This window comes from Sphingomonas sp. PvP056 (genome assembly GCF_040549155.1).
Lineage (GTDB): Bacteria > Pseudomonadota > Alphaproteobacteria > Sphingomonadales > Sphingomonadaceae > Sphingomonas.
This window is the reverse complement of record NZ_JBEPST010000004.1, coordinates 206,593-230,046: the sequence shown is the minus strand read 5'-3', so window position 1 is coordinate 230,046 and position 23,454 is coordinate 206,593. Positions and strand designations below refer to the sequence as shown.

The 23,454-nt window shown below is 64.4% G+C and carries 21 protein-coding genes; 11 read left to right on the top strand and 10 right to left on the bottom strand.

From position 1 onward, the window contains the following. Positions 1 to 166: 166 nt before the first annotated feature. Entirely contained in the window at positions 167 to 1,021 is an 855-nt protein-coding gene (locus ABIC17_RS11620; RefSeq protein ID WP_354281976.1) for an ABC transporter permease, read from the bottom strand. Between the two features lie 83 nt (positions 1,022 to 1,104). Here ABIC17_RS11620 and ABIC17_RS11615 point away from each other — a divergent pair, with 83 nt between their 5' ends. Beyond that, positions 1,105 to 1,863 (top strand): GcrA family cell cycle regulator, encoded by a 759-nt coding sequence (locus ABIC17_RS11615; protein ID WP_354281975.1) that lies wholly within the window; start codon positions 1,105 to 1,107, stop codon positions 1,861 to 1,863. A gap of 79 nt (positions 1,864 to 1,942) precedes the next feature. Here ABIC17_RS11615 and ABIC17_RS11610 read toward each other — a convergent pair whose 3' ends face one another. Further along, positions 1,943 to 2,779 (bottom strand): outer membrane protein, encoded by an 837-nt coding sequence (locus tag ABIC17_RS11610; RefSeq protein WP_354281974.1) that lies wholly within the window; start codon positions 2,777 to 2,779, stop codon positions 1,943 to 1,945. 172 nt (positions 2,780 to 2,951) lie between these two features. On the opposite strand from ABIC17_RS11610, the gene parE reads away from it, so the two are divergent. Together parE and ABIC17_RS11600 are read left to right on the top strand one after the other, a co-directional pair. Beyond that, positions 2,952 to 4,934, top strand: coding sequence for a DNA topoisomerase IV subunit B (gene parE / locus ABIC17_RS11605; protein ID WP_354281973.1), 1,983 nt, complete (start codon positions 2,952 to 2,954; stop codon positions 4,932 to 4,934). 29 nt (positions 4,935 to 4,963) lie between these two features. After that, entirely contained in the window at positions 4,964 to 6,205 is a 1,242-nt protein-coding gene (locus ABIC17_RS11600; protein WP_354281972.1) for a hypothetical protein, read from the top strand. A 48-nt stretch (positions 6,206 to 6,253) separates the two neighbouring features. Here the strand turns inward: ABIC17_RS11600 and ABIC17_RS11595 are convergent, their stop codons facing one another. From ABIC17_RS11595 to ABIC17_RS11570, 6 genes are all read right to left on the bottom strand, one after another. Continuing rightward, entirely contained in the window at positions 6,254 to 8,704 is a 2,451-nt protein-coding gene (locus ABIC17_RS11595; protein WP_354281971.1) for a PhoX family protein, read from the bottom strand. 148 nt (positions 8,705 to 8,852) lie between these two features. After that, complete coding sequence (locus tag ABIC17_RS11590) at positions 8,853 to 9,116, bottom strand: hypothetical protein (RefSeq protein ID WP_354281970.1); 264 nt, start codon at positions 9,114 to 9,116, stop codon at positions 8,853 to 8,855. Next, positions 9,113 to 9,640 (bottom strand): GNAT family N-acetyltransferase, encoded by a 528-nt coding sequence (locus ABIC17_RS11585; RefSeq protein ID WP_354281969.1) that lies wholly within the window; start codon positions 9,638 to 9,640, stop codon positions 9,113 to 9,115. The genes ABIC17_RS11590 and ABIC17_RS11585 overlap by 4 nt, the downstream gene beginning before the upstream one ends. Further along, positions 9,637 to 10,443, bottom strand: coding sequence for a LysR family transcriptional regulator (locus ABIC17_RS11580; protein WP_354281968.1), 807 nt, complete (start codon positions 10,441 to 10,443; stop codon positions 9,637 to 9,639). The genes ABIC17_RS11585 and ABIC17_RS11580 overlap by 4 nt, the downstream gene beginning before the upstream one ends. Before the next feature lie 25 nt (positions 10,444 to 10,468). Continuing rightward, positions 10,469 to 10,867 carry a Co2+/Mg2+ efflux facilitator ApaG/CorD gene (gene apaG, locus ABIC17_RS11575; protein ID WP_354281967.1) on the bottom strand — a complete coding sequence of 133 codons (399 nt, stop codon included), beginning with the start codon at positions 10,865 to 10,867 and terminating at the stop codon, positions 10,469 to 10,471. Between the two features lie 34 nt (positions 10,868 to 10,901). Further along, a complete protein-coding gene (locus ABIC17_RS11570) occupies positions 10,902 to 12,107 on the bottom strand; it encodes a trans-sulfuration enzyme family protein (RefSeq protein ID WP_354281966.1) in 1,206 nt (401 codons plus the stop codon). Between the two features lie 59 nt (positions 12,108 to 12,166). On the opposite strand from ABIC17_RS11570, the gene ABIC17_RS11565 reads away from it, so the two are divergent. Continuing rightward, positions 12,167 to 13,486: a glycosyltransferase family 39 protein gene (locus ABIC17_RS11565; RefSeq protein ID WP_502958453.1), complete on the top strand. Its 1,320-nt coding sequence runs from the start codon at positions 12,167 to 12,169 to the stop codon at positions 13,484 to 13,486. A 178-nt stretch (positions 13,487 to 13,664) separates the two neighbouring features. Here the strand turns inward: ABIC17_RS11565 and ABIC17_RS11560 are convergent, their stop codons facing one another. Together ABIC17_RS11560 and ABIC17_RS11555 are read right to left on the bottom strand one after the other, a co-directional pair. Further along, the gene (locus ABIC17_RS11560) at positions 13,665 to 13,934 is read right to left on the bottom strand and encodes a hypothetical protein (RefSeq protein ID WP_354281964.1); all 270 of its coding nucleotides are present in this window, start codon (positions 13,932 to 13,934) and stop codon (positions 13,665 to 13,667) included. Positions 13,935 to 14,095: 161 nt separating this feature from the next. Continuing rightward, positions 14,096 to 15,097 (bottom strand): NAD(P)H-quinone oxidoreductase, encoded by a 1,002-nt coding sequence (locus ABIC17_RS11555; protein WP_354281963.1) that lies wholly within the window; start codon positions 15,095 to 15,097, stop codon positions 14,096 to 14,098. Positions 15,098 to 15,193: 96 nt separating this feature from the next. On the opposite strand from ABIC17_RS11555, the gene ABIC17_RS11550 reads away from it, so the two are divergent. The 7 genes from ABIC17_RS11550 (at position 15,194) to ABIC17_RS11520 (ending at position 23,449) form a co-directional block, all read left to right on the top strand. Then, a complete protein-coding gene (locus tag ABIC17_RS11550; protein ID WP_354281962.1) occupies positions 15,194 to 15,391 on the top strand; it encodes a DUF1192 domain-containing protein in 198 nt (65 codons plus the stop codon). 125 nt (positions 15,392 to 15,516) lie between these two features. After that, positions 15,517 to 17,832: an ATP-dependent Clp protease ATP-binding subunit ClpA gene (gene clpA / locus ABIC17_RS11545; protein WP_354281961.1), complete on the top strand. Its 2,316-nt coding sequence runs from the start codon at positions 15,517 to 15,519 to the stop codon at positions 17,830 to 17,832. Positions 17,833 to 18,076: 244 nt separating this feature from the next. After that, positions 18,077 to 19,792, top strand: coding sequence for a sensor domain-containing diguanylate cyclase (locus tag ABIC17_RS11540; RefSeq protein ID WP_354281960.1), 1,716 nt, complete (start codon positions 18,077 to 18,079; stop codon positions 19,790 to 19,792). 34 nt (positions 19,793 to 19,826) lie between these two features. Next, positions 19,827 to 20,027: a hypothetical protein gene (locus ABIC17_RS11535; RefSeq protein WP_354281959.1), complete on the top strand. Its 201-nt coding sequence runs from the start codon at positions 19,827 to 19,829 to the stop codon at positions 20,025 to 20,027. A gap of 80 nt (positions 20,028 to 20,107) precedes the next feature. Continuing rightward, the gene (locus ABIC17_RS11530) at positions 20,108 to 21,796 is read left to right on the top strand and encodes a long-chain-fatty-acid--CoA ligase (RefSeq protein ID WP_354281958.1); all 1,689 of its coding nucleotides are present in this window, start codon (positions 20,108 to 20,110) and stop codon (positions 21,794 to 21,796) included. Positions 21,797 to 21,833: 37 nt separating this feature from the next. Then, positions 21,834 to 22,445, top strand: a complete 612-nt coding sequence (locus ABIC17_RS11525; RefSeq protein ID WP_354281957.1) for a glutathione S-transferase family protein — start codon at positions 21,834 to 21,836, stop codon at positions 22,443 to 22,445. A gap of 86 nt (positions 22,446 to 22,531) precedes the next feature. Continuing rightward, the gene (locus ABIC17_RS11520; protein WP_354281956.1) at positions 22,532 to 23,449 is read left to right on the top strand and encodes a UDP-2,3-diacylglucosamine diphosphatase; all 918 of its coding nucleotides are present in this window, start codon (positions 22,532 to 22,534) and stop codon (positions 23,447 to 23,449) included. The last annotated feature ends 5 nt before the right edge of the window (positions 23,450 to 23,454 follow it).

The following is a 23,454-nucleotide window of genomic DNA, read 5'->3' as shown; positions in this document are numbered from 1 at the left end:
GAAGATGATGCAGGCTTGACCGAGCAGGGCGCGCCAGGCTGTTCTGAATGAGCTTCGCTCGGCACACTCTGCCGCAGGCATTCAAAACCTTCCTCCTTCTTCTCTTAGCGGCTTTGCGCCTTTGCGCGATAAAACCCTTCTACCACCGCCAACCCAGGACGCAGCGTCAGTTCTTCAACCGCCACCCGCTCCGCAGCAGCAGATAGCACAGCAGCCCAAGCACGATGTCGATCGCCAGGATGATCACCGACCCCAGCATCACCGGCGAATCCGCCGTCCCCAGGAACCCGTAACGAAACCCCGAGATAATGTAGAAAAACGGATTGGCATGGCTGAACGCCCGGAACGCCGGTGCCAGCTTGTCGACCGAGTAGAACGTCCCCGACAACAACGCCAGAGGAGTGATCACGAAGTTGGTCACCGCCGCCGCATGATCGAACTTGTCCGCCCACACCGACGTCAGCACGCCAAGGAACGACAGGAACGCCGCGCCCAGGAACCCGAACCACAGGATCGCCAACGGATGCCGCGGCGTGACATGAACGTCCGGATAAAGCGCCATAGCCAGCCACACCACGAACCCGACGATGAACGCCCGCGTCATCGCGCCGCCAACCAGTGCGGTCAGCAATTCCATCGTCGACAGCGGCGGCTGGAGATAATCGACGATCGTCCCCTGGATCTTGCCGACCATCAGCGAGAAACTCGCATTCGCAAAGGCAGGCCCCATCATCCCCTGGCTGATGATCAGCCCGGGCGCGATGAAATCGGCGAACGGGATCTCGACCCCGCCGACCAGAACCGGGCGTTTCGCGCCGGTTGCGATGGTAAAGACGACCAGAAACAGCAGCGTGGTGATCGCGGGCGCCCACACGGTTTGCAACTGCACCTTGAAGAAGCGGCGAACCTCCTTGATATAGAGCGTTCGCAGACCGCCCCAATTGACGCTCCGGATGACCGGGACGCCGGGGGCGTTCATCGCCGTTGTACGAATTTCGCCGATTGGGGGCTGGCTGCTCATGGCATGGTCGCTAAAGACTGCCGCCGCCGCCTGCAACCCGGAACAGGAATTTGGCGGCCAGGGACGATTGGAAACGAGAGCAGATGAGCTGGACCGACGAACGCATCGATATGCTGCGCAAGATGTGGGAAGCAGGGCAGACCGCGAGCCAGATCGCCGAGGAACTCGGTGGCGTCAGCCGTAACGCCGTGATCGGCAAGGCGCATCGCCTGGGTCTCCAGTCGCGCCCGTCGCCGGTCAAGCCCAACGATGGCACCGCCAAGGCCGCCGCTGCTGCCGCCGCAGCCGCCCCCCAGGCCGCCGCACCGCCCGAACCCAAGCCGACCCCGGCACCAGCCGCACCGCGTCCGCCGGTCGAGCGAGTCGCGCCGCCCGTCGCCGCAGCCCCGCCCCCGCCGCCGCCCGCACCGCGCCCGGTGATCGAGGCGGACGCCGAGGACGAGATCGAAGACGACGCCGACGACGACGCAACGGAGACCCCCGCCGCACCGCCGCGCCCGGCTCCGCCGATCATGCGCTCGGTCGGCCCCGGTGGCTTCCTCCGCCAGGCCCCCGGCGAACAGCAGGCCCCGATCACGCCCGCCCCGCCGCGCCGCCTCGTTCCGGCCAAGCCGTCGGCCGACATGGCCGGCAAGACGACGCTGCTCGATCTGAGCGACAAGATCTGCAAATGGCCGATCGGCCATCCCGGCGAGCCCGACTTTCACTTCTGTGGCGAGAAGGTGAACCCGGGGTTCCCTTACTGCGTCGGCCATTGCGGCCACGCCTATCAGGCGCAGCTCCCGCGCCGCGATCGTCGCCCCGCACCGCCGCTCCCCTTCGGCGGCCCGCGCGCACGTTAAACTGCAACGTTACGTATGAAAAAAAGGGCCGCGCACCAACAGGTGCGCGGCCCCTTTTTTTGCCGACGAAACGGCAGCCTTAGAAGCGGAACTGCGCGGTCGCGCGGACGCTGTGCCAGCGGAACTTGTCGTCGCTGCGACGGAAGTCGGTGCCTGCCGTATTCGGCGCGAGCACGAACGGGTTGGTCGCAGGAGCCGACCCCTGCGTCACGCGAACGCGCGCACCGTCGTCCTTATACTGGTTGTACAGATACTCGAGACCGACCGAGAAGTGCTTGCCAAGCTTCTGCTCGACACCGCCGCCTGCCACGAAACCCCACGCATCATCGTCACCGCCCGCTGCGAAGGCATTGGCGGTGTTGCTGGTCTCGAAGGTCGAGTTGATCTTGGCATAGGCAACGCCGCCGGTGCCGTAGAACAGCGTCCGGTCGAGCGCATAGCCTGCGCGCGCGCGGATGTTGGCGTTATAGTCGACTTCGCGCGTCATCGTGTAGGATGCGGGCGTGGTGCTGAACCCCGAGACGCTGTCGCGGACTTCGCTCTTGCCGAATTCCCCGATGGCCCCGACGACGATGTTGCCGAACTGCTTGTCGAACCCGACGCGTGCCGAATAGCTGATATTGTCCTTGTCGTTCCGGCAATTGGCGTTCGCGCTCGACCGCGCTGCGCCGTTGCAGAAGCCCGGCGAGAAGGCATTTCCACCAGCTGGGGTCGTCACCGTGTCGCCGAACCGGCCATCGCCGGTGCGGTCGAACAGGATCGACGAACCGACGTCATTCGGCTGTGCATCGAAGCCGACCGTGCCGCCGATATAGACGCCGTCGAACGGCTTATCGTCCATGTCCTGTGCGATTGCCGGCGTGCCAAAAGACACCAGCGCAGCGCTCGCGGCTGCGAGGAAATAGGTTTTACGCATTAAAAACTCCCTGTCGTGCTTGTACAAAGCAGCTGAGGAACGTCTCGACCGGAAGATGGAGGCAGCGGCAACATTACTTTACGGCAACCGTCGGAACCGGCAAAAATCGGATCAATATTCAGGTCGGGCAATGCCGCTTGGCAGTGCCACCCCGCGCACCGTATAGCGGGGTATGTCCGAAGACCTGTTCGCAGCGACCCCGAAACACGTTCCTACCGATTATGACGCCGCGTCGATCGAAGTGCTCGAAGGGCTCGAACCCGTCCGGCGGCGGCCGGGCATGTATATCGGCGGCACCGACGAGCGCGCCTATCATCATCTCGCCGCCGAAGTGCTCGACAATGCGATGGACGAAGCGGTCGCGGGCCATGCCACGCGCATCGAGATCGAGCTCGCGCCGGGCAACCGGCTGACCATCTCGGACAATGGCCGCGGCATCCCGGTCGACCCGCATCCCAAGTTTCCGGGCAAGTCCGCACTCGAAGTGATCCTGTCGACGCTCCATTCGGGCGGCAAGTTCGACGGCAAGGCCTATGCGACCAGCGGCGGGCTTCACGGCGTCGGGGTCAGCGTCGTCAACGCGCTGTCGTCCGACACGGTGGTCGAGGTCGCACGCGGACGCGAACTGTACCGCCAGAAATTCGCCCGCGGCGAGACGCTCGGGCCGCTCGAGCATGTCGGTGCGGCGCCCAACCGGCGCGGCACGACCGTTGCGTTCACCCCCGATACCGAAATCTTCGGCCCCGACATGGGGTTCAAGCCCGCCCGGCTCCACCGCCTCGCGCGGTCCAAGGCGTATCTCTTCGCAGGCGTCGAGATCCGCTGGAAGTGCGCGCCGGAGCTGATCGGCGACGACACGCCCGCCGAAGCGGTGTTCCAGTTCCCCGGCGGCCTCGCCGATCATTTGCGCGAGCAACTTGGCAAGCGCGAATGCGCGACGACCGAGCTGTTCGTCGCGCGGCAGGATTTCCCCGGCACCGCGGGCCGCGTCGAATGCGCGGTCGCCTGGCCGTTGTGGAGCGACGGCAGCTACAGCTGGTATTGCAACACCATCCCCACCCCCGACGGCGGGACTCATGAGAACGGCCTGCGCGCCGCGCTGGTCAAAGGCATTCGCGCGTTCGGCGATCTGGTCGGCAACAAGAAGGCGAAGGACATTTCCGCCGAGGACGTGATGACCGGGAGCGAGCTGATGCTCAGCGTCTTCATCCGCGATCCGCAGTTCCAGAGCCAGACCAAGGACCGCCTCACCTCGCCCGAAGCCGCGACGCTGGTCGAGCGCGCGGTGCGCGATCACTTCGACCATTTCCTCAGCGACAATATGGACCGCGGCAAGGCGCTGCTGAGCTATGTCGTCGAGCGGATGGACGAACGCCTCGCGCGGAAAGCCGAGCGCGAGGTCAAGCGCAAGACCGCCACCTCGGCGCGCAAGCTGCGGCTGCCGGGCAAGCTGACCGACTGCTCGTCCAACGGCCCCGAAGGCACCGAGATCTTCATCGTCGAGGGCGATTCGGCAGGCGGATCGGCCAAGCAGGCGCGCGACCGTAAGACGCAGGCGATCCTCCCGATCCGCGGCAAGATCCTCAACGTCGCGTCGGCGACCTCGGCCAAGATCCACGCCAACCAGGAAATCGCCGACCTGATCCTCGCGCTCGGCTGCGGGACGCGCAAGGACTGCAACCCGGATCACCTGCGGTATCAGCGGGTCGTCATCATGACCGACGCAGACGTCGACGGCGCGCATATCGCGACGCTGCTGATGACCTTCTTCTTCCAGGAAATGCCCGAGATCGTCCGCGCCGGGAACGTCTTCCTCGCGCAGCCACCGCTGTACCGGCTGACCGCGGGCACCAAGAGCCTCTACGCGATGGACGACGCGCACCGCGCGCAGCTCGAGGCGACCGAGTTCAAGGGCAAGAAGGTCGAGATCGGGCGATTCAAGGGCCTCGGCGAAATGAACCCGATGCAGCTGCGCGAAACCACGATGGACCCCAAGACCCGCTCGATGCTGCGGATCACGCTGCCGCAGGAATATGAGGCGCGCGCCGGCGTGAAGGATCTGGTCGACCGGCTGATGGGGACCAACCCTGCGCATCGCTATGCTTTCATTCAAGAAAATGCCGCCCGGATGGACGAGGACGCAATCGACGCCTAGCCTTTCTCCCGAATCAGGGAGTCCGGGCGATGGTGGCAACGCGGTGGTCGATATTCGGGGTCCTGCTCGCGGCGACACCGCTGACAGCCCAAACCACCCCGCCCCCGGCCGTGCCCGATACCGCCGCCACCGGACGCGACATCGTCGTCGTCGGCAGCCGTGCCCCCGACCTGCGCAAGCGGCTCGACATCTGCATCGCCGAGGGGTGTCGCCCCGACAAGGATATCGCGATCACGCTCGATCTGGCGCAGGCGCAGTTCGAGGCGGGGCATTATGAGGACGCGCAAGCCGCCCTGCTCGCCGCCCGCCACCGCACCGCGCGGTTCGCCAAGGACTATCCGGTCGCGGTCGCCAACCTGTTTCACGCCACCAGCATAATCTCCGCGCACCTCGGTGATCCCGAGCCCGAATGGTCGAACGCGCTCAACACGATCAGCGCGATGAAGGCGGGCATGTCCGAAAAGGATCCGCGCGTGTTTATCGAACGGATCCAGCTCGGCGACGCCTATGCCCGCGCCGGGCGGTTCGACGAAGCCAGCGTCCAATATCGCGAGGTCGCTGGCCGCGCGCACAAGCTCGGGATGATCGAGACCGAAGGGTTGGCGCGCGTGCGCTACGCAACGCTCAAGACTCACCTCGCCGAACAGGTCTATGCCCATTACGCACCGGTCGCGCGCAGGGCGATCGACGCGATCCTCGAACGGCGCGAACCCGAAATGCAGCCGATGGTCGAAAGCGCGCGCCAGCTGAAGATCCAGCTCGCCGCGATGACCGCGACCGACGCCGAACTCGACCAGCTGATCGCGCGCTATCCTACTCAGGCGGCCGGTGCGCCTGCGGTGCTGCTGTATGCGCCGCCGGTGCTGATGACCCCGACCGGGCAGCGCCGCCCCAATGGCACCGCCGCCGACAGCTACACGCTGTTCAAGTTGAACCCGACGACGGTCTTTCTGGAACATCTGGACTATCTCTGGATCGACGTCGTCTATACGATCGGCACTGATGGCCGGGTCCGTGATGCGCATGTTGCCGGTCAGGGCGAGCAAGTTGCCGGGACCGGGGACTGGCCCGACAAGATCGTGGAGGCGATCGACGCGCGCCGCTACGCGACCCAGGCGATGCCCTCCAAGGGACGCGAGCGCTATACCTTCACGTCGAACCTGACGATCAAGACCGGGACGCGCATTCCAGGCCGCAGCGGCATTCCGCGGCTGCTACGCGTCGATCTCGACCCAAGAACCGACACGCCGCTGCCCGAACAGCGGTCGTAACCCGGATCGGGATCGGCGACGCGTATGTCGCCGATCCCACCCGTTCCCCTACAGCGCGACCACGCCGCCATCGTTCTTGGTGATCACCACCGTGGCCGAGCGCGGACGGATCGTCGCTGCGGCGGTGCCGGTTGCCTGCGTGTCAGGCCAGTGGCTGGTGATGTTCGACGGGTTCCCGTTTTCACCCGGATGCTGGATGTTGACGAACAACGTCTTGCCGTCCGGCGTCGAATCCACCCCGGTGATTTCCGCCTCGAGCGGGCCGACCAGGAAGCGGCGGAGCGTCGTGCCCGGCGCCTTGCCCACGCGCGTCGCCTGCGTGCGCCCGGCGTTGGTGACGGTCTTGACGCCGCCGTCATTGACCGGGCCCGGCATCGCCGCGAGCATCATGCAGTTGGTGACGTCGGTATAGGCGCTGTCGTCGGTCTGGATCCACAGCACCGGCGTCACCAGTCCCGAGGCGTTCGACGGACGCCCGAACCACAAGCCGTCGGGGCTCGAGAAATCGTTGGTCGCATCGAGGCCGGACAGGTTGATGTTGACCGGGTCGAGATCCGCGCCAGCGCCGAACGCATAGATGTCCCAGGCGAAGCCGAGCGCCTCGGACGTGTCGCCGGTTTCGCGCAGGCGGATGATGTGGCCGTTGCGGTTGGAGACCGAGGTGCTGGGCGGATCGAGATAGGCGCGCGGGTTGGCGGCATCGGTGTTCGCCGCGGTGCGCGAGCTGTTGTTGGTGAGCGTCAGATACACTTCGCCGCTGACCGGGTTGACCGCGGTCCATTCCGGACGGTCCATCTTGGTCGCGCCGAGCGCATCGCCCGCGAGGCGGGCGTTGGCGAGCACGTCCGCCTGATCGGCAAAGGTATAGGTTGCGTTGCCCGCGGTCAGCGGCCCGCTGCCGAAGGTCAGTGGCGACCAGCTGCCCGAGCCATCGGCGTTGAACTTGGCGACATAGAGCGTGCCGTTGTCGAGATATTTGTCGCCGATCGAGAGGCGGTCGGTGGAGGCTGCATCGGCCGCGGTCCACGGCGTGTTCGAGACGAACTTGTAGAGATATTCGTTCTGCGCATCGTCGCCCATGTACCAGGCGGGCTTGCGCCCGACGACGAAGTTGGACGGCCAGCAGCCCTCATGATTGAATCGGCCGAGCGCGGTGCGTTTGCGGGGCGCGCTTGCCTTGTCATACGGGTCGATCTCGACGACCCAGCCGAACTGATAGGGCTCGTTGCGGAAATCGTCGGTCGCGGTCGCGCCGGTGACCCGTGCGTCCCAGCGGCGGTAGAGCGTGTTGGTGCTGTCCGCGGGGACGACCGTCGACCAGCTGTAATTGCCCGTCGCGCTGGTCACGCCGGAGCGAGTCAGCGCGGTGACTTCCCGTGTCGTCCGCAGCGCATTGTCGGTCGCGGTCGGGCGGCGGAAATAGCCCGCCCAATTCTCCTCGCAGGTCAGGTTGGTCGCCCACGGCGTATAGCCATTGGCGCAATTGTTGATCGTGCCGCGTCCAGCGACGCCGGTCGGCGAAAACGCGGTCTTGAGCAGGTCGCTGCCCTTCGCCGGTCCGTTGAAGACCATCGGCGTCAGCGGCGTGATCCGGCGGTTGAGCGCGCCCGCCTGGACATAGCTCCATGCACCCGCACTGCTGCGCGTCACCTCGACGACGCTGAGGCCGTGGCACTCCATTTCCTTGAGCGCTTCCGCCTCGGGGCGAACGCCGCCGGGAGACGTCGCGCCAGCGGTGTGGAGATACGGTTGGTTGATGTTCTCGTGGTTCATGACCAGCAGCCCGCGCGTGCTGCTGCTATCGTCGCGCGTCGTTCCGGCAGCGGCCAGGCCGAACCAGTGCAGCGCATCGCCATGATCGCCCGCGCGGGTCGAATAGCTCGTGTCGGTGCCGTCGTTCTTGTACGCGGGCGTTGCCGCGTCGATCGGATCACCCAGGCGGTAAAGGATCGAGACGGTATAGCCCGCCGGTACGGTGACGACGTCGAGCTTGTTCTTGGAAACGGCCGCAAAGCCGAGCGTTGCCGGGCTCACGACGACCGACGTGTCGGTCGTGATCGTCAGGCCATTGGTGTCGGTCGAGCTGTAGCGGAACACCAATGTGGTGGCCGCACTGACGCTGGGGGCGATGAAGGTCGTGCCCGCCGCCGTCTGCGTCAGTCCGACGCTGGGACCAGAAACCTGCGTGAACCCGCTCTGTGCGACTGTCGCGGTGTTGGCAGCGACACCGGTCAATGTAACGACACGGCCAGACGTCGTCTCGCCCGACGATCCCGCGGTGACAGTCGGTCCGGGGCCCGAGTCCTTGTCCTCGCCACACGCCGACAGCACCGCGCCGCCGAACACCGCGAACGCCGCCGCCTTGGTACCGCCAAACAGCGCGGCGCGGCGCGAATAGCGCCGGTCGATCAACGCGTTGAGCGAATTGCCGCCATTGCTGCGATTGGTGTCGATGTCGCCATCGTCATAGCCGATGGTGATGCTGGTCGAGTCGGTCATGCGTCTGCCCCCGTCGATCGCGTGGTCGCGTCGTTTCTGGGAGCAGCCATGCCGCGCCAACCTGACGGGAAGACGTCAATTCCGCTACGGAACGAAGACGTTGCGATGACGGATCAGTGACAACCGCGGCAACGCCCGCGCGAAACCGTCATTCCGCGGGATTCATCCGCTTCTGATGATATTTCAAGCGAATGACGACCGCAGCGATCATGTGGAGCGCGGCGACACCCAGCAGGAACAACGGCAGCACCATCGGGATCTGCGGCGCATAGCGCGCGCGCACCAGGGCTAGCACCGCGGCGATGATCGCCACCGCGACCCCCATCCACCGTACCGGGCGCGCGACCATCCGCAATTCGCGCTGATAGGCTGCGCGTTCGCCAGGATCGTTGAGGTTGGGCGGGGGTGTCATCGATCGATCCATTCGGTTGCGAGCAGCCCCCACAGGAAGGTGTCGCGCACGCCGATATGCGTCTCCCATTCGCCCCGCAAGCGCCCTTCCAGCGTGAAGCCGAGCGCCTTGAGCAAAGCATTGGAGCGCACGTTGTCGGGATCGGTGTCCGCAAACACGCGCCGCTGCCCTTCGGTGACGAACAGATGGTCGATCACACACGCCACCGCCTCGCGCGCCAGTCCCGCACCGCCATGCGCGCGTGCAAGCACATAGCCGATTTCCCGGACGCCCGGCCGCTTCTCCCCTGCTGCGACGAAACCGATCGCGGTGTCGTCCGTCGGCAAGGTGATCGACCAGGCGCGCCAACTCCCCTCGCCTTCGACGAAACTGGCACGCACCGCCTCGACCGTCTCATACGGCGCATGCGACCAGTAGGTCATCGCGTGCGGGTCGGACAGCGTCGGGAACAACGCCTCGGCATCCTCCACCGTCCGCGGCCGCAACCGCAGCCGCGCACTGGCGAGGACCGGAACGTTTCTCACCGCGTCAACGCGGCGACGAGCGCCTTCACCTTCTTCTGCCGCCACTGCGGCAGCGGTGCGACGAGCCAGTAACCGAGCTGATACGCCCTGGCCTCCGTGATCGCGACGATCCGGCCGGACGCCAGATCCGCCGCCGCCAGCAATTCAGGCACCGTCGCGCGCCCCAGCCCCTGCGCCGCCGCATCGATCGCCAAGCCGGCATCGCTCACGCGCACGAGCGACACCGACTCGTCGTTGATGCACCCGGGCCACGAGATGCGCGTGTCCGCGCCGCCGCCCGGCCGTTCGACCGTCACCATCCCGGCGGACGCGATCGCCTCGCCCTCATGCTCGCCCGGACCATCGCCCCAGCGGATCGCAAGATCGAGGTTCGCTTCGGTAAAATCGATCGCCGCGCTCGCATTCGACGCATCGGCGGAAATCAGCACGAAGCGCATCTCCGGGTCGTCTCGCGCGATGTCGGCAAGCCGCGGCATCAGCCATTTCTCGGTCAGGTCGCGCGGCGCGGCGATCGTCAGCGACTTGCTCGTCTGCCCCGCCTGCATCGCACGGACGGCTTCCTCGAACTGCAGGAAACCGTGTCGCAGAGCCGCAAGCCCGCCCTCGCCTTCCGGCGTCAGTTCAAGACCCTTGGTGGTCCGTCGGAACAGCACGACCCCGAGCGTGTCCTCCAGCGCCCGGATCTGCTGCCCGACCGCCGCCGGGGTCACCGCCAGTTCGTCCGCAGCACGCGTAAAGCTCAGATGCCGCGCAGCCGCATCGAGCACGCGCAGTCCATTCAGAGGCAGATGCGTGCGTTTCATCCGCCGGTTGCCCCGAACAAACGACTCATGCGCCCACCGCCGGCGCGATCAGCGTGAACCGCGGGATGTCGACATCGAACGCGGCACCATCCTCGGCGAGCATATGATAGCTCCCGACCATCGCCCCGCTCGGCGTCGCCAGCGGACACCCCGAGACATAGTCGAAACTCTCGCCCGGCGCGATCGTCGGCTGTTCGCCGATCACACCTTCGCCTTCGACGGTATGGCGTGCGCCACGTCCGTCGGTGATGATCCAGTGCCGCGTCAGCAGCTGGACCGTCCGGTCCGACACGTTCTCGATCCGGATATGATACGCCCAGAACCACCGCCCGCGCTCGGGCTCGGACTGTTCGGGAAGGAAGCTGACGGACACCCGGACGACAACGCCGAAGGTTTCCGCGACATAGGGGAAAAGCGCCTTCACGAAGCGGACTCCCTGCACTGACCGCCCACGATACTCAAAGCCCCGCCGCCGTCAGCGCCTGATCGATGTCCCCGATCACGTCGTCGGCATCCTCGAGCCCGACGTTGAGCCGCAGCAACCCCTCGGTCACGCCCATCTCCAGACGCTTGTCCTCGGCGACACTCGAATGCGTCGTCGAGGCGGGATGCGTCATCAACGACCGCGAATCCCCGATGTTGTTCGAGATGTCGACAAGCTCGAGCGCGTCGAGCAACGCATGTGCCTGCGTACGACCGGCAACCTCGAACGCGAAGATCGGGCCGCATGCCTCCATCTGGCTCATCGCCAGATTGTGCTGCGGATGGCTCGGCAGGCCGGGATGAAGGATCCGCGGCACCCGCCCCTCGATGAAGCGCCCGACCTTGACCGCATTCTCCGACTGCCGCCGGATCCGCAGGTCGAGCGTCTCGAGCCCCTTGAGGACCACCCACGCATTGAATGCGCTCAGCGTCGGCCCGGTGTTGCGCGTGAAGGGGAGCAGCGTGTCGTTGATAAACGCTTCCGTCCCGCACACCGCGCCCGCCAGAACGCGCCCTTGCCCGTCCATCATTTTCGTCGCGCTATAGGCGGTCACGTCCGCACCGAATTCCATCGGACGCTGCAGCGCAGGCGTCGCGAAGGCATTATCCACCACCGACGTGATCCCGCGCGCGCGCGCGATGTCGCACACCGCCTTCAGGTCGACGACGTCCATCGTCGGATTGGCGGGGGTCTCGAAGAAAAACACCTTCGTGTTCGGGCGGCACGCATCCTCGAACTGCTGTGGATCACGCGCGTCGACGACGGTCGTCTCGATCCCGAACTTGGGCAGCAACGTATCGACCAGCCACCGGCACGATCCGAATGCCGCACGCCCCGCGACGACATGGTCGCCGGTCTGAAGCTGGCACAACAGGACCGCGGTCATCGCCGCCATGCCGGTCGCCATCGTCCGGCACGCTTCCGCGCCTTCGAGCAGCGCGATGCGGTTCTCCAGCATCTCGACCGTCGGGTTCTGCAACCGCGAATAGGTCATGCCGGTCTGCTCGCCGGCGAAACGCGCCGCGGCGTCCGCCGCGCAATCATAGGCATAGCCCGACGTCAGGAAGAGCGCCTCGGAGGTTTCCCCCCATTCGCTGCGCGCGGTGCCGCCGCGGACAGCTTGCGTTGCGGGGCGCCACTGGCGGGTGATGCTCTGGTCTTGTCCGGTACGGCGTTTCATGGTGCACGCTTTGCCGGTTGGCGGCGGGGCGCGTCAATGCCCGTTCCCGCCGACATCGCTTGAAAGCAAGTCCGTTCGGCTGGATAGAGGCGCTCGTGAGCGACGCCCGGCCCCATCCCTATCGTGCAGCGGCCGCTCTGGCGCTGCTCGCGCAGGCCTTGTTCAGCTATCGCCTGACGATTCCCACCAAGCTGATGTTCGACGAAACGCATTACGTCCCCGCCGCACGGACGCTGATCGCGCTCGCCGGACCGACCAATATCGAACATCCGTTGCTCGCGAAGGAAATCATCGCCTGTGGCATCCTGCTGTTCGGCGATACGAGCCTGGGGTGGCGGTTCTTCTCGACGCTCGCCGGGACGGGCATCGTCCTCGGCGTGTTCGCGATTGTCTGGCTGATGCTGGGGCGCGTCCGCCCAGCGGTGTTCGGCGCGCTGTTCGCGCTGTTCAACGGCACGGTGTATGTCCAGGCCCGCATCGGAATGCTCGACGGCTTCATGGCGGCCTTTGCGATCCTCGGGTTGGCGGCGTTGATGTGGGCGATGCGGGGACGGACCGCGGCGCAGGCGTGGTCCCGCTGGATTCTGGGGGCAGTGCTGCTGGGGCTTTCGGTTGCCGCGAAGTGGGCGGCGGCACCGTTGATCGCCTTTGCCGCAATCGGCTTCGTCCTGCTGCGGCTCCACGACGCCCGCAACGGCGGACGGTCCATGTTTGCCGCGCTGAATGCCGGGGGGCATCGCCACTGGCCCGGGATGTCGGCGGTTCCGGCAATCCTGGCGCTCGGAATGGTCAGCGTGGCGGTGTATTTCGCCACCTTTGCGCCCGCTTTCTTCTACACCCACGATCCTTTGACGTTCGGCACGCTCTTCTCGTTCCAGCAGCGGATGTACGACCGCCAGACACTGCCGTTGCCGCCGCATCCCTATCAGTCGGACTGGTGGGCCTGGCCGATCATGCTCCGCCCGATCTGGTATCTGTACGAGCGCGTCGACGGGGCCCAACGCGGGGTATTGCTGATCGGCAATCTGGCGGTGCTGTGGGGCGGGCTGATCGCGGTCGCCGGGTGCCTGTATGTCGCGGTTCGCGACAGGGTGCCGAAACTGTTCGCCGCTGCTGGATTGTGGGTCGCCAGCTATCTCGTCTGGATCGTCATTCCCAAGAAGATCGGCTTCTTTTATTACTATTATCTGCCGAGCATCGCGCTGTGCATCGTGCTGGCGGTGGCATTCGACCGGTTCGCACTGCCCCGGCGATGGGAACAGATCTTCCTCGCGGTAACGATTTTGATTTTCGCGGCCTTCTACCCTGTGTTGTCGGCTGCACCGCTCCCGGGGCCTGATTCCTTCCGCTACTGGACGTGGTCGCCGACCTGGGTGTGAGCTAAGTCATCGTTCGCACCGTTCGTCCTGAGGTGCGACCGAGTAGGCGAAGCCGTATCGAGGGCGCGTATCGAAGGACAGGTTCCCGCGCCGCCCGACATCAAAAAGGGCGCCCGGGTTTCCCCGGACGCCCCACCAGTTCGGACTGCGCTTGGGAGCAGCCCGATCTGTTTCGCAATTACATGCCGTTCGACAGGTTCGTGTCGGCATCGTTGGTGCGCATGTCGGTCGCCTGGTTCTGGCCCGTTGCGCGCACTGCGTCTGCCGTGTTCTCGAGCATTGCTTCGCCTGCCGGAGTCGTTGCGTTGTCCGCAGCGTCCTCGAGGTTGTCTGCAACGGCTTCAGAGTTGGCTTCGATATTGTCGGCAGCCTGCTCGCGCGGGGTCGAGTTGCAAGCGGCCAAGGAAACCAGACCAGCAGCGGCTGCGAGAACGAACATCTTCTTCATCGTGATATACCCTTTTCGAACGGCTCGAAGGCCGAAGGGACATAAATCACAGCGCTCCGGTTTGTTCCAGTATCCGCATCATAAATTTCGTACTCTGACGAACGATACTGTAAAATAACGATTATTTTATCTACAGTTGATCGCCTTGGTCCGCCGCCGCATCAATCGAGCGTCAGGACGATCTTGCCCACATGATCCCCCGCCTCCATCCGACGATGCGCCGCGGCTGCCTCCGCGAGCGGGAATGTGCGATCCAGCACCGGCTTCAACCGTCCCGCCTCGACATGCGGCCAGACCGTGCGATGCAGTTCATCCGCGACGAGCGTCTTGAATGCGGTATCCCGCGCCCGCAGCGTCGATCCGGTCAGTGTCAGGCGCCGTCGCATGATCTCGAAGATCGGAATGGTCGCGGTCGCGCCGCCCTGCACCGCGATCGAAACATGCCGCCCGTCTTCTGCAAGGCATTGCAGGTTGCGCGCGACATAGTCGCCGCCGACCATATCGAGCACCACGGCACATCCCGCCCCGCCGGTGATCTCCTTGACCCGCTCGACGAAGTCTTCGGTCTTGTAGTTGATCGCATGGGCCGCGCCGAGCGCCTTGGCCGACGCGCATTTGTCGTCCGACCCTGCGGTGACGATCACCGTCAACCCGAAGATCGCACCGAGCGAGATCGCCATCGTCCCGATCCCGCTGGTGCCCCCATGGATCAGCACCGTGTCGCCTTCGGTCGCGTAGCCGCGCTCGAACAAGTTGGTCCACACGGTAAACAGGGTTTCAGGCAAGGCCGCCGCCTCGACCATCGACAGCGCATTGGGCACGGGTAGCACTTGCCCCGCCGCGACGGCGACATACTCGGCATACCCGCCGCCCGCGACCAGGGCGCACACCGGCTGGCCAAGCATGTGCCCCGCAACATCGGCACCCTGCGCCACGACGGTACCAGAAATTTCGAGCCCGAGAATCGAGGGTGCCCCCGGCGGCGGTGGATAACCGCCCTTGCGCTGGAGCACGTCCGGCCGATTGACCCCCGCGGCGACCACCCGGATCAGAACCTCCTGCGCGCCGATCTTCGGCACCGGCCGTTCCACCACCGTCAGCACTTCCGGACCACCCGGTTCGCTGGGGTCGATCGCGCGCATCGTATCCGGCACATCCTGCATCGCTTCTACGCCCCGTCTTACTGAGCACCACGGGGAAGTCCCTTTGGTCCGCGTGCCTTATTGACATCCCCTGCGTGCGGGTCAACGATCCTCCCCATGGACATCGACGAGATTCTCCCGAACACGGCGGGCGATCCGCTCGCTGCGGTTGTCGCGCAGGACCTGGACCCGCTTTCGGTTAAGGAACTCGACGACCGGATCGTAATGCTCGAACGCGAGATCGTCAGGACGAAGGCGAAACGGGATCGTGCCGTCGATCATCGCGCCTCCGCAGACACACTCTTTAAGTCGTGAAGTGTCGGGTTCCGGAACACAGGAACACCGAGAGTCGTTTTCAAGAGGTTGATGCGGGCGTCCTGCCTTCCGACATAGCAGGAAAGGGCCGCCCGTCTGACGTGGCCCGCAAGGAGTAACTACAGATGCCATCCTTCGCCTCCGCGCTGGAAACCACGTTGCACAAGGCTCTCGAAGCCGCGTCTTCGCGCCGGCACGAATATGCTACGCTCGAGCATCTGCTGCTCGCCCTTATTGATGACGAACATGCGTCGAAGGTGATGCAGTCGTGCGGGGTCGATACCGCCGAGCTGACGACGACCGTCAAACATTATCTGGATACCGAGCTCGAGGCGTTGAAGGTCGATGCCGCGACCGATCCCTCGCCCACCTCGGGCTTCCAGCGCGTCGTCCAGCGCGCGATCCTCCACGTCCAGTCCTCGGGCCGCGACGAAGTCACCGGCGCCAACGTGCTCGTTGCCCTGTTCAGCGAGCGCGAGAGCTATGCGGTCTATTTCCTGCAGCAGCAGGACATGAGCCGTCTGGATGCGGTGAGCTTCATCAGTCACGGCGTCGGCAAGGGCGGTTCCGCGCCCGAAGCCTCCAGCCCCAAGGGTGCCGAGGAAGAAAAGCCGCAGAAGCCCGGCGAAAAGGGCAAGGAAAGCGCGCTCAAGCAGTTCTGCGTCGACCTCAACGAGAAGGCCAAGAAGGGCAAGGTCGATCCGCTGATCGGTCGTGGCCCCGAGGTCGATCGTACGGTCCAGATCCTGTGCCGCCGTTCGAAGAACAACCCGCTCTATGTGGGTGATCCGGGCGTCGGCAAGACCGCGATCGCCGAAGGTCTCGCGCGCAAGATCGTCGAGGGTGACGTTCCCGAGGTGCTGCTTCCCGCGGTGATCTACTCTCTCGACATGGGCGCGTTGCTCGCGGGCACGCGCTATCGCGGCGATTTCGAGGAGCGGCTGAAGGCGGTCGTGACCGAGCTCGAGAAGATGCCCGACGCGATCCTGTTCATCGACGAGATCCACACCGTGATCGGCGCTGGTGCCACCAGCGGCGGCGCGATGGATGCATCCAACCTTTTGAAGCCGGCTTTGTCGGGCGGGACGATCCGTTGCATCGGCTCGACCACCTACAAGGAGTTCCGCAACCACTTCGAGAAGGACCGCGCATTGCTGCGGCGCTTCCAGAAGATCGACGTCAACGAGCCGACGATCGAGGACACCGTCAAGATCCTCGCTGGCCTGCGGACCGCGTTCGAGGAGCATCACAAGGTCAAGTACACGCCCGACGCGATCAAGTCGGCGGTGGAACTCAGCGCGCGCTACATCAACGACCGCAAGCTGCCGGACAAGGCGATCGACGTGATCGACGAAGTCGGCGCGATGCAGATGCTGGTGCCGCTCGCCAAGCGCAAGAAGACGATCACCAGCCGCGAGATCGAGCAGGTCATCGCTACAATGGCGCGCATTCCGCCTAAAAGCGTGTCCACGGACGACACAAAGGCGCTCGAATCGCTTGAAACCGATCTCAAACGCGTTGTGTTTGGGCAGAATGCGGCGATCGAAAAGCTCGCGTCGGCGATCAAACTGTCGCGTGCGGGTCTGCGCGATCCGGAGAAGCCGATCGGCAACTATCTCTTCACCGGCCCCACCGGCGTCGGAAAAACCGAGGTTGCCAAGCAGCTTGCGACGATCATGGGGATCCCGCTCCAGCGCTTCGACATGTCCGAATACATGGAACGCCACTCGGTCTCGCGGCTGATCGGTGCCCCCCCGGGCTACGTCGGCTTCGACCAGGGCGGCCTCCTCACCGATGCAATCGACCAGCAGCCGCACTCGGTTCTGCTGCTCGACGAGATCGAGAAGGCGCATCCGGACCTGTTCAACATCCTGCTGCAAGTGATGGATAACGGGCGGCTTACTGACCAGCACGGCAAGACGGTCGACTTCCGCAACGTCATCCTGATCATGACGACCAATGCGGGCGCCAGCGATATGGCGCGCGAGACATTGGGCTTCGGCAACCTCACCCGCGAGGGCGAGGATGAGCAGGCGGTCCAGAAGATGTTCACGCCGGAGTTCCGCAACCGTCTCGATGCGATTGTGCCGTTCGGTTACCTTCCGACCGAGGTCGTGGCGCGGGTGGTGGACAAGTTCATCCTCCAGCTCGAGTTGCAGCTGGCGGACCGCAACGTCCACATCAACTTGGACGACGAAGCTAAAACGTGGCTCACCGCCAAGGGCTATGACAAGCTCTACGGTGCGCGCCCGATGGGTCGTTTGATCCAGGAGAAGATCAAGCAGCCGCTCGCCGAGGAACTGCTGTTCGGCAAGCTGGTCCACGGTGGCGAGGTGACGGTGAAGATGAAGGACGGTGCACTGTCGTTCGAAATCACCTCCGCCCCGCCAAAGAAACCGCGGCGCAAGACCCCCGGCAAGGTCGATACGACCGCCAAATAAGCATCTTGCCACGAGGCATCAGCGCGGGTTCGGTTATGCCGAGCCCGCGTTTTTGTTTGTGCGGTTTCCGCCCAAGCCTCCCCATCATCGAACGGCATTGCGCACTTGCAACGGGGACATTTGGTTCCGCTACCAAGCGGACCCCCGTAGTTGAGCGTGCCAAGCCACGGCAAACATTCCTTGAAATGCGTGGCAAAGTCGGATTGTTACTTTCTGTTCGCCCTTCTCGGCCTAGGAATCGGCCATGCATCTCACGATCCCATCACGACTGCTCCTCCTCTTCCTGACGTGCTGCACGATCGTGTTTCTGGTCCAGCCGGCTAAGGCTAAGGACAGGGGCACCGGTGAACCGATCACGACGTGCATCGTACGCGACCGACCGGGGCTGACCTCGACGCAGCTGTTGCGTCCTTCAACACCCGTCTCGTGCCTGACGGACCAGCGGACTTTGGGTCCGGGGAACTACTGGATCCGCTCAACGCCCTTGCGCCGGGGCGGACCGGTCAACGTCCGCAGCGCCAGCCTTTGGCAAGGTACGCAGAACCTCTATGCGCTATACGCGGACGGAGCCATCGTCCGCACGACGATCGATCAACGGCATGCATCGCGCTACATGCAATTGGGCGCCCTGCTGGAGGTGCCACTCCCCGAGCGTAACGCCCCACTCGTCCGCCTGCTGTGGCAGGTCGAAGATGCCGCCAACCTCCGCGGAATCGTACGCGATCCCATGCTCGCGACGGACGCGGAAAGCGTCCGGTCCAACCTGTTGCTCGGCGGACTATATGCGGCGTTCGCGGGACTTTGCATTGCGCTGCTGTCGTACAATTTCGCGTTGTGGGTCGCGCTGCGGCACCGTTTCCAGCTTGCCTATTGCGCGATGGTCTTGGGGTTGCTCGCGTACACCGTGTCGTCCTCGGGGTATCTGGCCTGGATCTATCCGGACATCGGCAACAACGATCGCATCCGCTGCAACTATCTGCTGCTGGGCCTATCGACGGTCGCAGCGTTCGCCTTCGCGCGCGCTTTTTTTGAAGAGCGGGTGTTTGCGGGCCGGGTCGGAACGCTTGTCCAGATCAGTTGCGGGATCACCTTTACCGCCTCGCTCGCCTTTTTCCTGTTTGGTCCCTTGCAGGTCAGACTGTTTGACCGGTTGTACTCGCTCGCCTTCGTGCTCCAGATGGCGATGGTGATCCCCCTCCTGTGGCGGGCCTGGGTATTGCGGAGCAATTACCTGTGGGTCTTCGCGCTGGCGTGGGCGATGCCGATCATGATGGCGACCGTCCGTATCGTCTGTTCGCTCGGCATCATCCCCTGGAACTTCTGGCTCGACAATTCCACGATCGTATCGATGACCGTCGAGGCACTGCTGTCGAGCATCGCGATCGCATATCGCATGCGGCTGCTGAGCAACGAACGCGACGAGGCGCGTGAGCGCGAAATTGCGGCACGATTGCTGGCAGATACGGACCCGTTGACCGGTCTGCTCAACCGCCGCGCGTTTCTCAATCAGGCGATCGGGCGAAAGGGGGAACAGATCCTGATGATTGCGGATCTCGACCATTTCAAACAGGTCAACGAAACCGTCGGCCACGATGGCGGCGACGAAGTGTTGCGCGTGTTTGCGCGGACGCTGTGTCAGGTTGTCCCGGCAGACGCATTGGTGGCACGGATCGGCGGGGAAGAGTTCGCGGTTGTCCTTGCGGCGGGAGGAGCGTTTGATCCTGAAGACATCCTTGCGGGACTTCGGGCCGAACGGATGCCCTACGATGTCACGATCACCGCGAGCATCGGGGTCTGTGTCGGCACGCTCGAACGCGAACAGGACTGGAAAGCCCTCTACGGTTGCGCCGATCGTGCTCTATTCGAAGCAAAATCCGCAGGACGTGACCGCGCCCGTGTCCGCGTATTGACGAACCAGCGGACGGTGCAAATCGTACCGCCGCTTGCCGTCATCAGGTGAAGCGGTTATATCGGCTGCGTAAGGAGTCGGCTTGGTGCGAAATCGTCAAATGATCGTCGCATTGTGCGCCATTCTGGTCGTCGCAGTTGCAATCCAGCGCCATCCGACTGCGGATATTCGTGTTTTGACGCATGATTCGTCCGACCCGACGCCGCATCAGGTGAAGGCCGCGCTCGATCTCGGCTTGCTCGGGATCTCGGTTCTCTACACATGGACCGCCCGCCCGCTTAGCTGACACAATCGCTTACACGCGGGCCGCCGGATGATGTCCGCGACGCCTTGCGGGTCCCGGATCGCTTGCTTACACCTGTGTCAATGAACAGACCCGAAGCGCTCTGGCGCGAATCGTATCGTCATCCCGCTGCCTGGGACAGCACCTACCCGCCGCTTTCGATGGCCACGCTGTTCGACGACGCTGCCGCGCGCGGCGGCAAGGCGCCGCTGATCGATTTCATGGGGCGGCATTACAGTTTCGCAGAGACATTGGACGGCGCGAACCGGGTTGCGGCGGGGCTCGCGGCGCTCGGCTACGGCCCTGGCGACCGTATCGGCCTGTTCCTGCCCAACGTGCCGCATTACGTTGCGGCCTATTACGGGATCCTCAAGCTCGGCGCGACCGTCGTCAATTTCTCCCCGCTCTATACCGCGGCCGAACTGGCGCATCAGGTCGAGGATTCGGGAACACGCTTGCTGTTCACGCTCTCGGCGAACCAGTTGCTCCCGACCGCGCTCGAAGTGCTGGAGCAGAGCGGGCTGGAGCGACTGGTGGTCGGATCAATCGCGGGTGCCCTGCCCCCGACGAAATCGCTGCTTTACCGCATGTTCAAAGGCGGTGAGGTGACGAAACGCCCCGATGATCCCCGGATCTTCGCTTTCTCCAAACTGATCGCGAACGACGGTGCCCATCGTCACCCCGAGATTGATGCGGAAAAGGACGTCGCGCTGATCCAGTACACCGGCGGGACCACCGGCGCGCCGAAGGGCGCGATGCTGACGCACCAGAACCTCACCGCCAACGCGCGCCAGGTGATGGCGATCGACCCGCATCCCGACGGCCCTGACCGCATCCTCGGCGTGCTGCCGATGTTCCACGTCTTCGCCAACACCTGCGTGCTCAACCGCACGGTACTCAACGGCGGGTGCATCGTGATGCTGCCGCGGTTCGAAGCCGGGGCAGTGCTGGCCGCAATCGGCCGGACGAAGGCCACCGCGCTGCCCGGCGTACCGACGATGTACCAGGCGCTGCTCGATCACCCCAAGATTGGCGCAACGGATTTCTCGTCGCTCAGGATCTGCATTTCGGGCGGAGCGCCGCTTGCGCCCGAACTGAAGGCGAAGTTCGAACAGATGACCGGGGCGACGGTCGTCGAAGGATACGGGCTTTCCGAAAGCTCGGGCGTGCTCTCCGCCAACCCGTATGAAGCCGAGGGCAAGCCCGGCACGATCGGCCAACCGCTGCCCGCAACGCGCCTCCGGCTGGTCGACAAGGCCGATCCGACGCTGGACGTGGCCGAAGGGGAACCCGGCGAGATCGTCGCCTGCGGACCACAGATCATGAAGGGCTATTGGAACCGCGCCGATGCCGATGGTGATGTGTTCATCAACAATGCCGACGGCAAATGGCTGCGCACCGGCGACGTGGGGACGATCGATGCCGACGGTTTCGTCAAAATTGTCGACCGGTTGAAGGACATGATCTCGGTATCGGGTTTCAAGGTCTTCCCGAGCCAGATCGAAGCGGTGCTGTACCATCATCCCGCGGTCAAGGAAGCGCTCGTGATCGGCCTTCCCGATGCGTACCGCGGCGAACATCCGCGCGCTTACGTCACGCTCAACGACGGCGTTGACGTGGACGGCATCACGCTGCGCGACTGGCTCAACCCGCAGGTCGGTCGCCATGAACGCGTCGATGAGGTCGTCGTCCGGTTGACTATGCCCAAGACGATGATCGGCAAGCTCAGCCGCAAGGATTTGATCGCAGAGGTCGTTGCGGATACGGCATGAAACCGCGGCTCGGGTCGGCGAGCCAAAGGAGCATGCGATGGCGAACCTGATCCTGCACGAATATGCCGCGTCCGGTAATTGCTACAAGATCCGCCTGACCGCAGCGCATGTCGGCATCCCGCTCGAACGGCGCGAATATGACATCGTGGCGGGCGATACGCGGACCGCTGCGTTCCTTGCGGACATCAACCCCGACGGCCGCATCCCGGTCCTGCAAGTCGGCGACGATTTCCTGCCCGAAAGCGCTGCTGCATGTCTGTATCTGGCCGATGGATCGGCGCTCATCCCGCAGGATCGGTTCGACCGCGCCGACATGTTCCACTGGATGTTCTGGGAGCAGTATAGCCATGAACCCAATATCGCGACGGTGCGATTCTGGATGACGATGACCGGCGAGGATCGGCTGAGTGAGCTGCAGCGGATGCAATTGCCCGTCAAACGCGCTGCGGGGGCGGCGGCGCTGGCGTTGATGGACACGCATCTCGCGCAGACGCCGTTCCTCGCGGCGGGCCGGTTCACCCTCGCCGACATCGCGCTCTATGCCTACACCCATCTGGCGGATGAGGCAGGGTTCGAATTGCACCGTTATCCAGCCGTCCAGGCATGGCTCGCCCGTGTGGCTGCGATCCCCGGACATGTCACGATGTGACAGTTGGATGAAGCACCCCACGTCCGATTGTAACAATCCCAAGGCATAGCCCGTGGTCATCCAAAGGCTTTCCGGGATGCCGAACGATGGACGCAATCACGACGCTTGGCCTCGAGCGCCCCACTGGTGATCACCAGACCGCGTTCAACACGATCGCCGACCTTGCCGACTTCGCCAATTCGCGCCCGACCATTCCAGAACAGCCGATCGGCGAACGCCGCAACTATCGCACGATCTGGATTTCGGACATTCACCTCGGCACGCGCGGGTGCAATGCCGGGATGCTGATCGACTTCCTCGACCATGTCGATAGCGAGCGGATGTATCTGGTCGGCGACATTATCGACGGCTGGCGGTTGAAGAAGAAGTTCTACTGGCCGGTCGCGCATAACGACGTCGTCTGGCGCCTGCTCAAGCGCGCACGGCGCGGGACCGAGGTGATCTACATTCCCGGCAATCACGACGAAGTGATGCGCCAGTTCACGGGGCTCGATTTTGGTGGCGTAGCGATCCGTCGCAAGGCAATCCACGAAACCGCCGACGGCCGCCGCTTGCTCGTGCTCCACGGCGACGAGTTCGACGCGATCACGCTGGCGCATCGCTGGCTCGCGCATGTCGGGGACGTTGCCTACACACTGCTGATGACGCTCAACCGCTGGATGAATGCGTATCGGCGGGCGTTCAACCTGCCCTATTGGTCGCTTTCCAAGCATGCCAAGGCGAAGGTCAAGAACGCGGTGGAGTTCATTTCCAACTACGAAGAGGTGATCGCGCAGGCGGCGGGCTCGCGCGGGGTCGACGGGGTAGTGTGCGGACACATCCACACCGCGGAATTCCGCGACATTAACGGAATTGCCTATTATAACGACGGCGACTGGGTGGAGGGCTGCACCGCTCTGGTCGAACATTTCGACGGTCGCATGGAATTGCTGCATTGGGCGGACGAGATCGCTGCACGGGAGAAGGCTCGACCAAGTGTGAAGATCGCGCATTTGGCGGCCTGACGCCG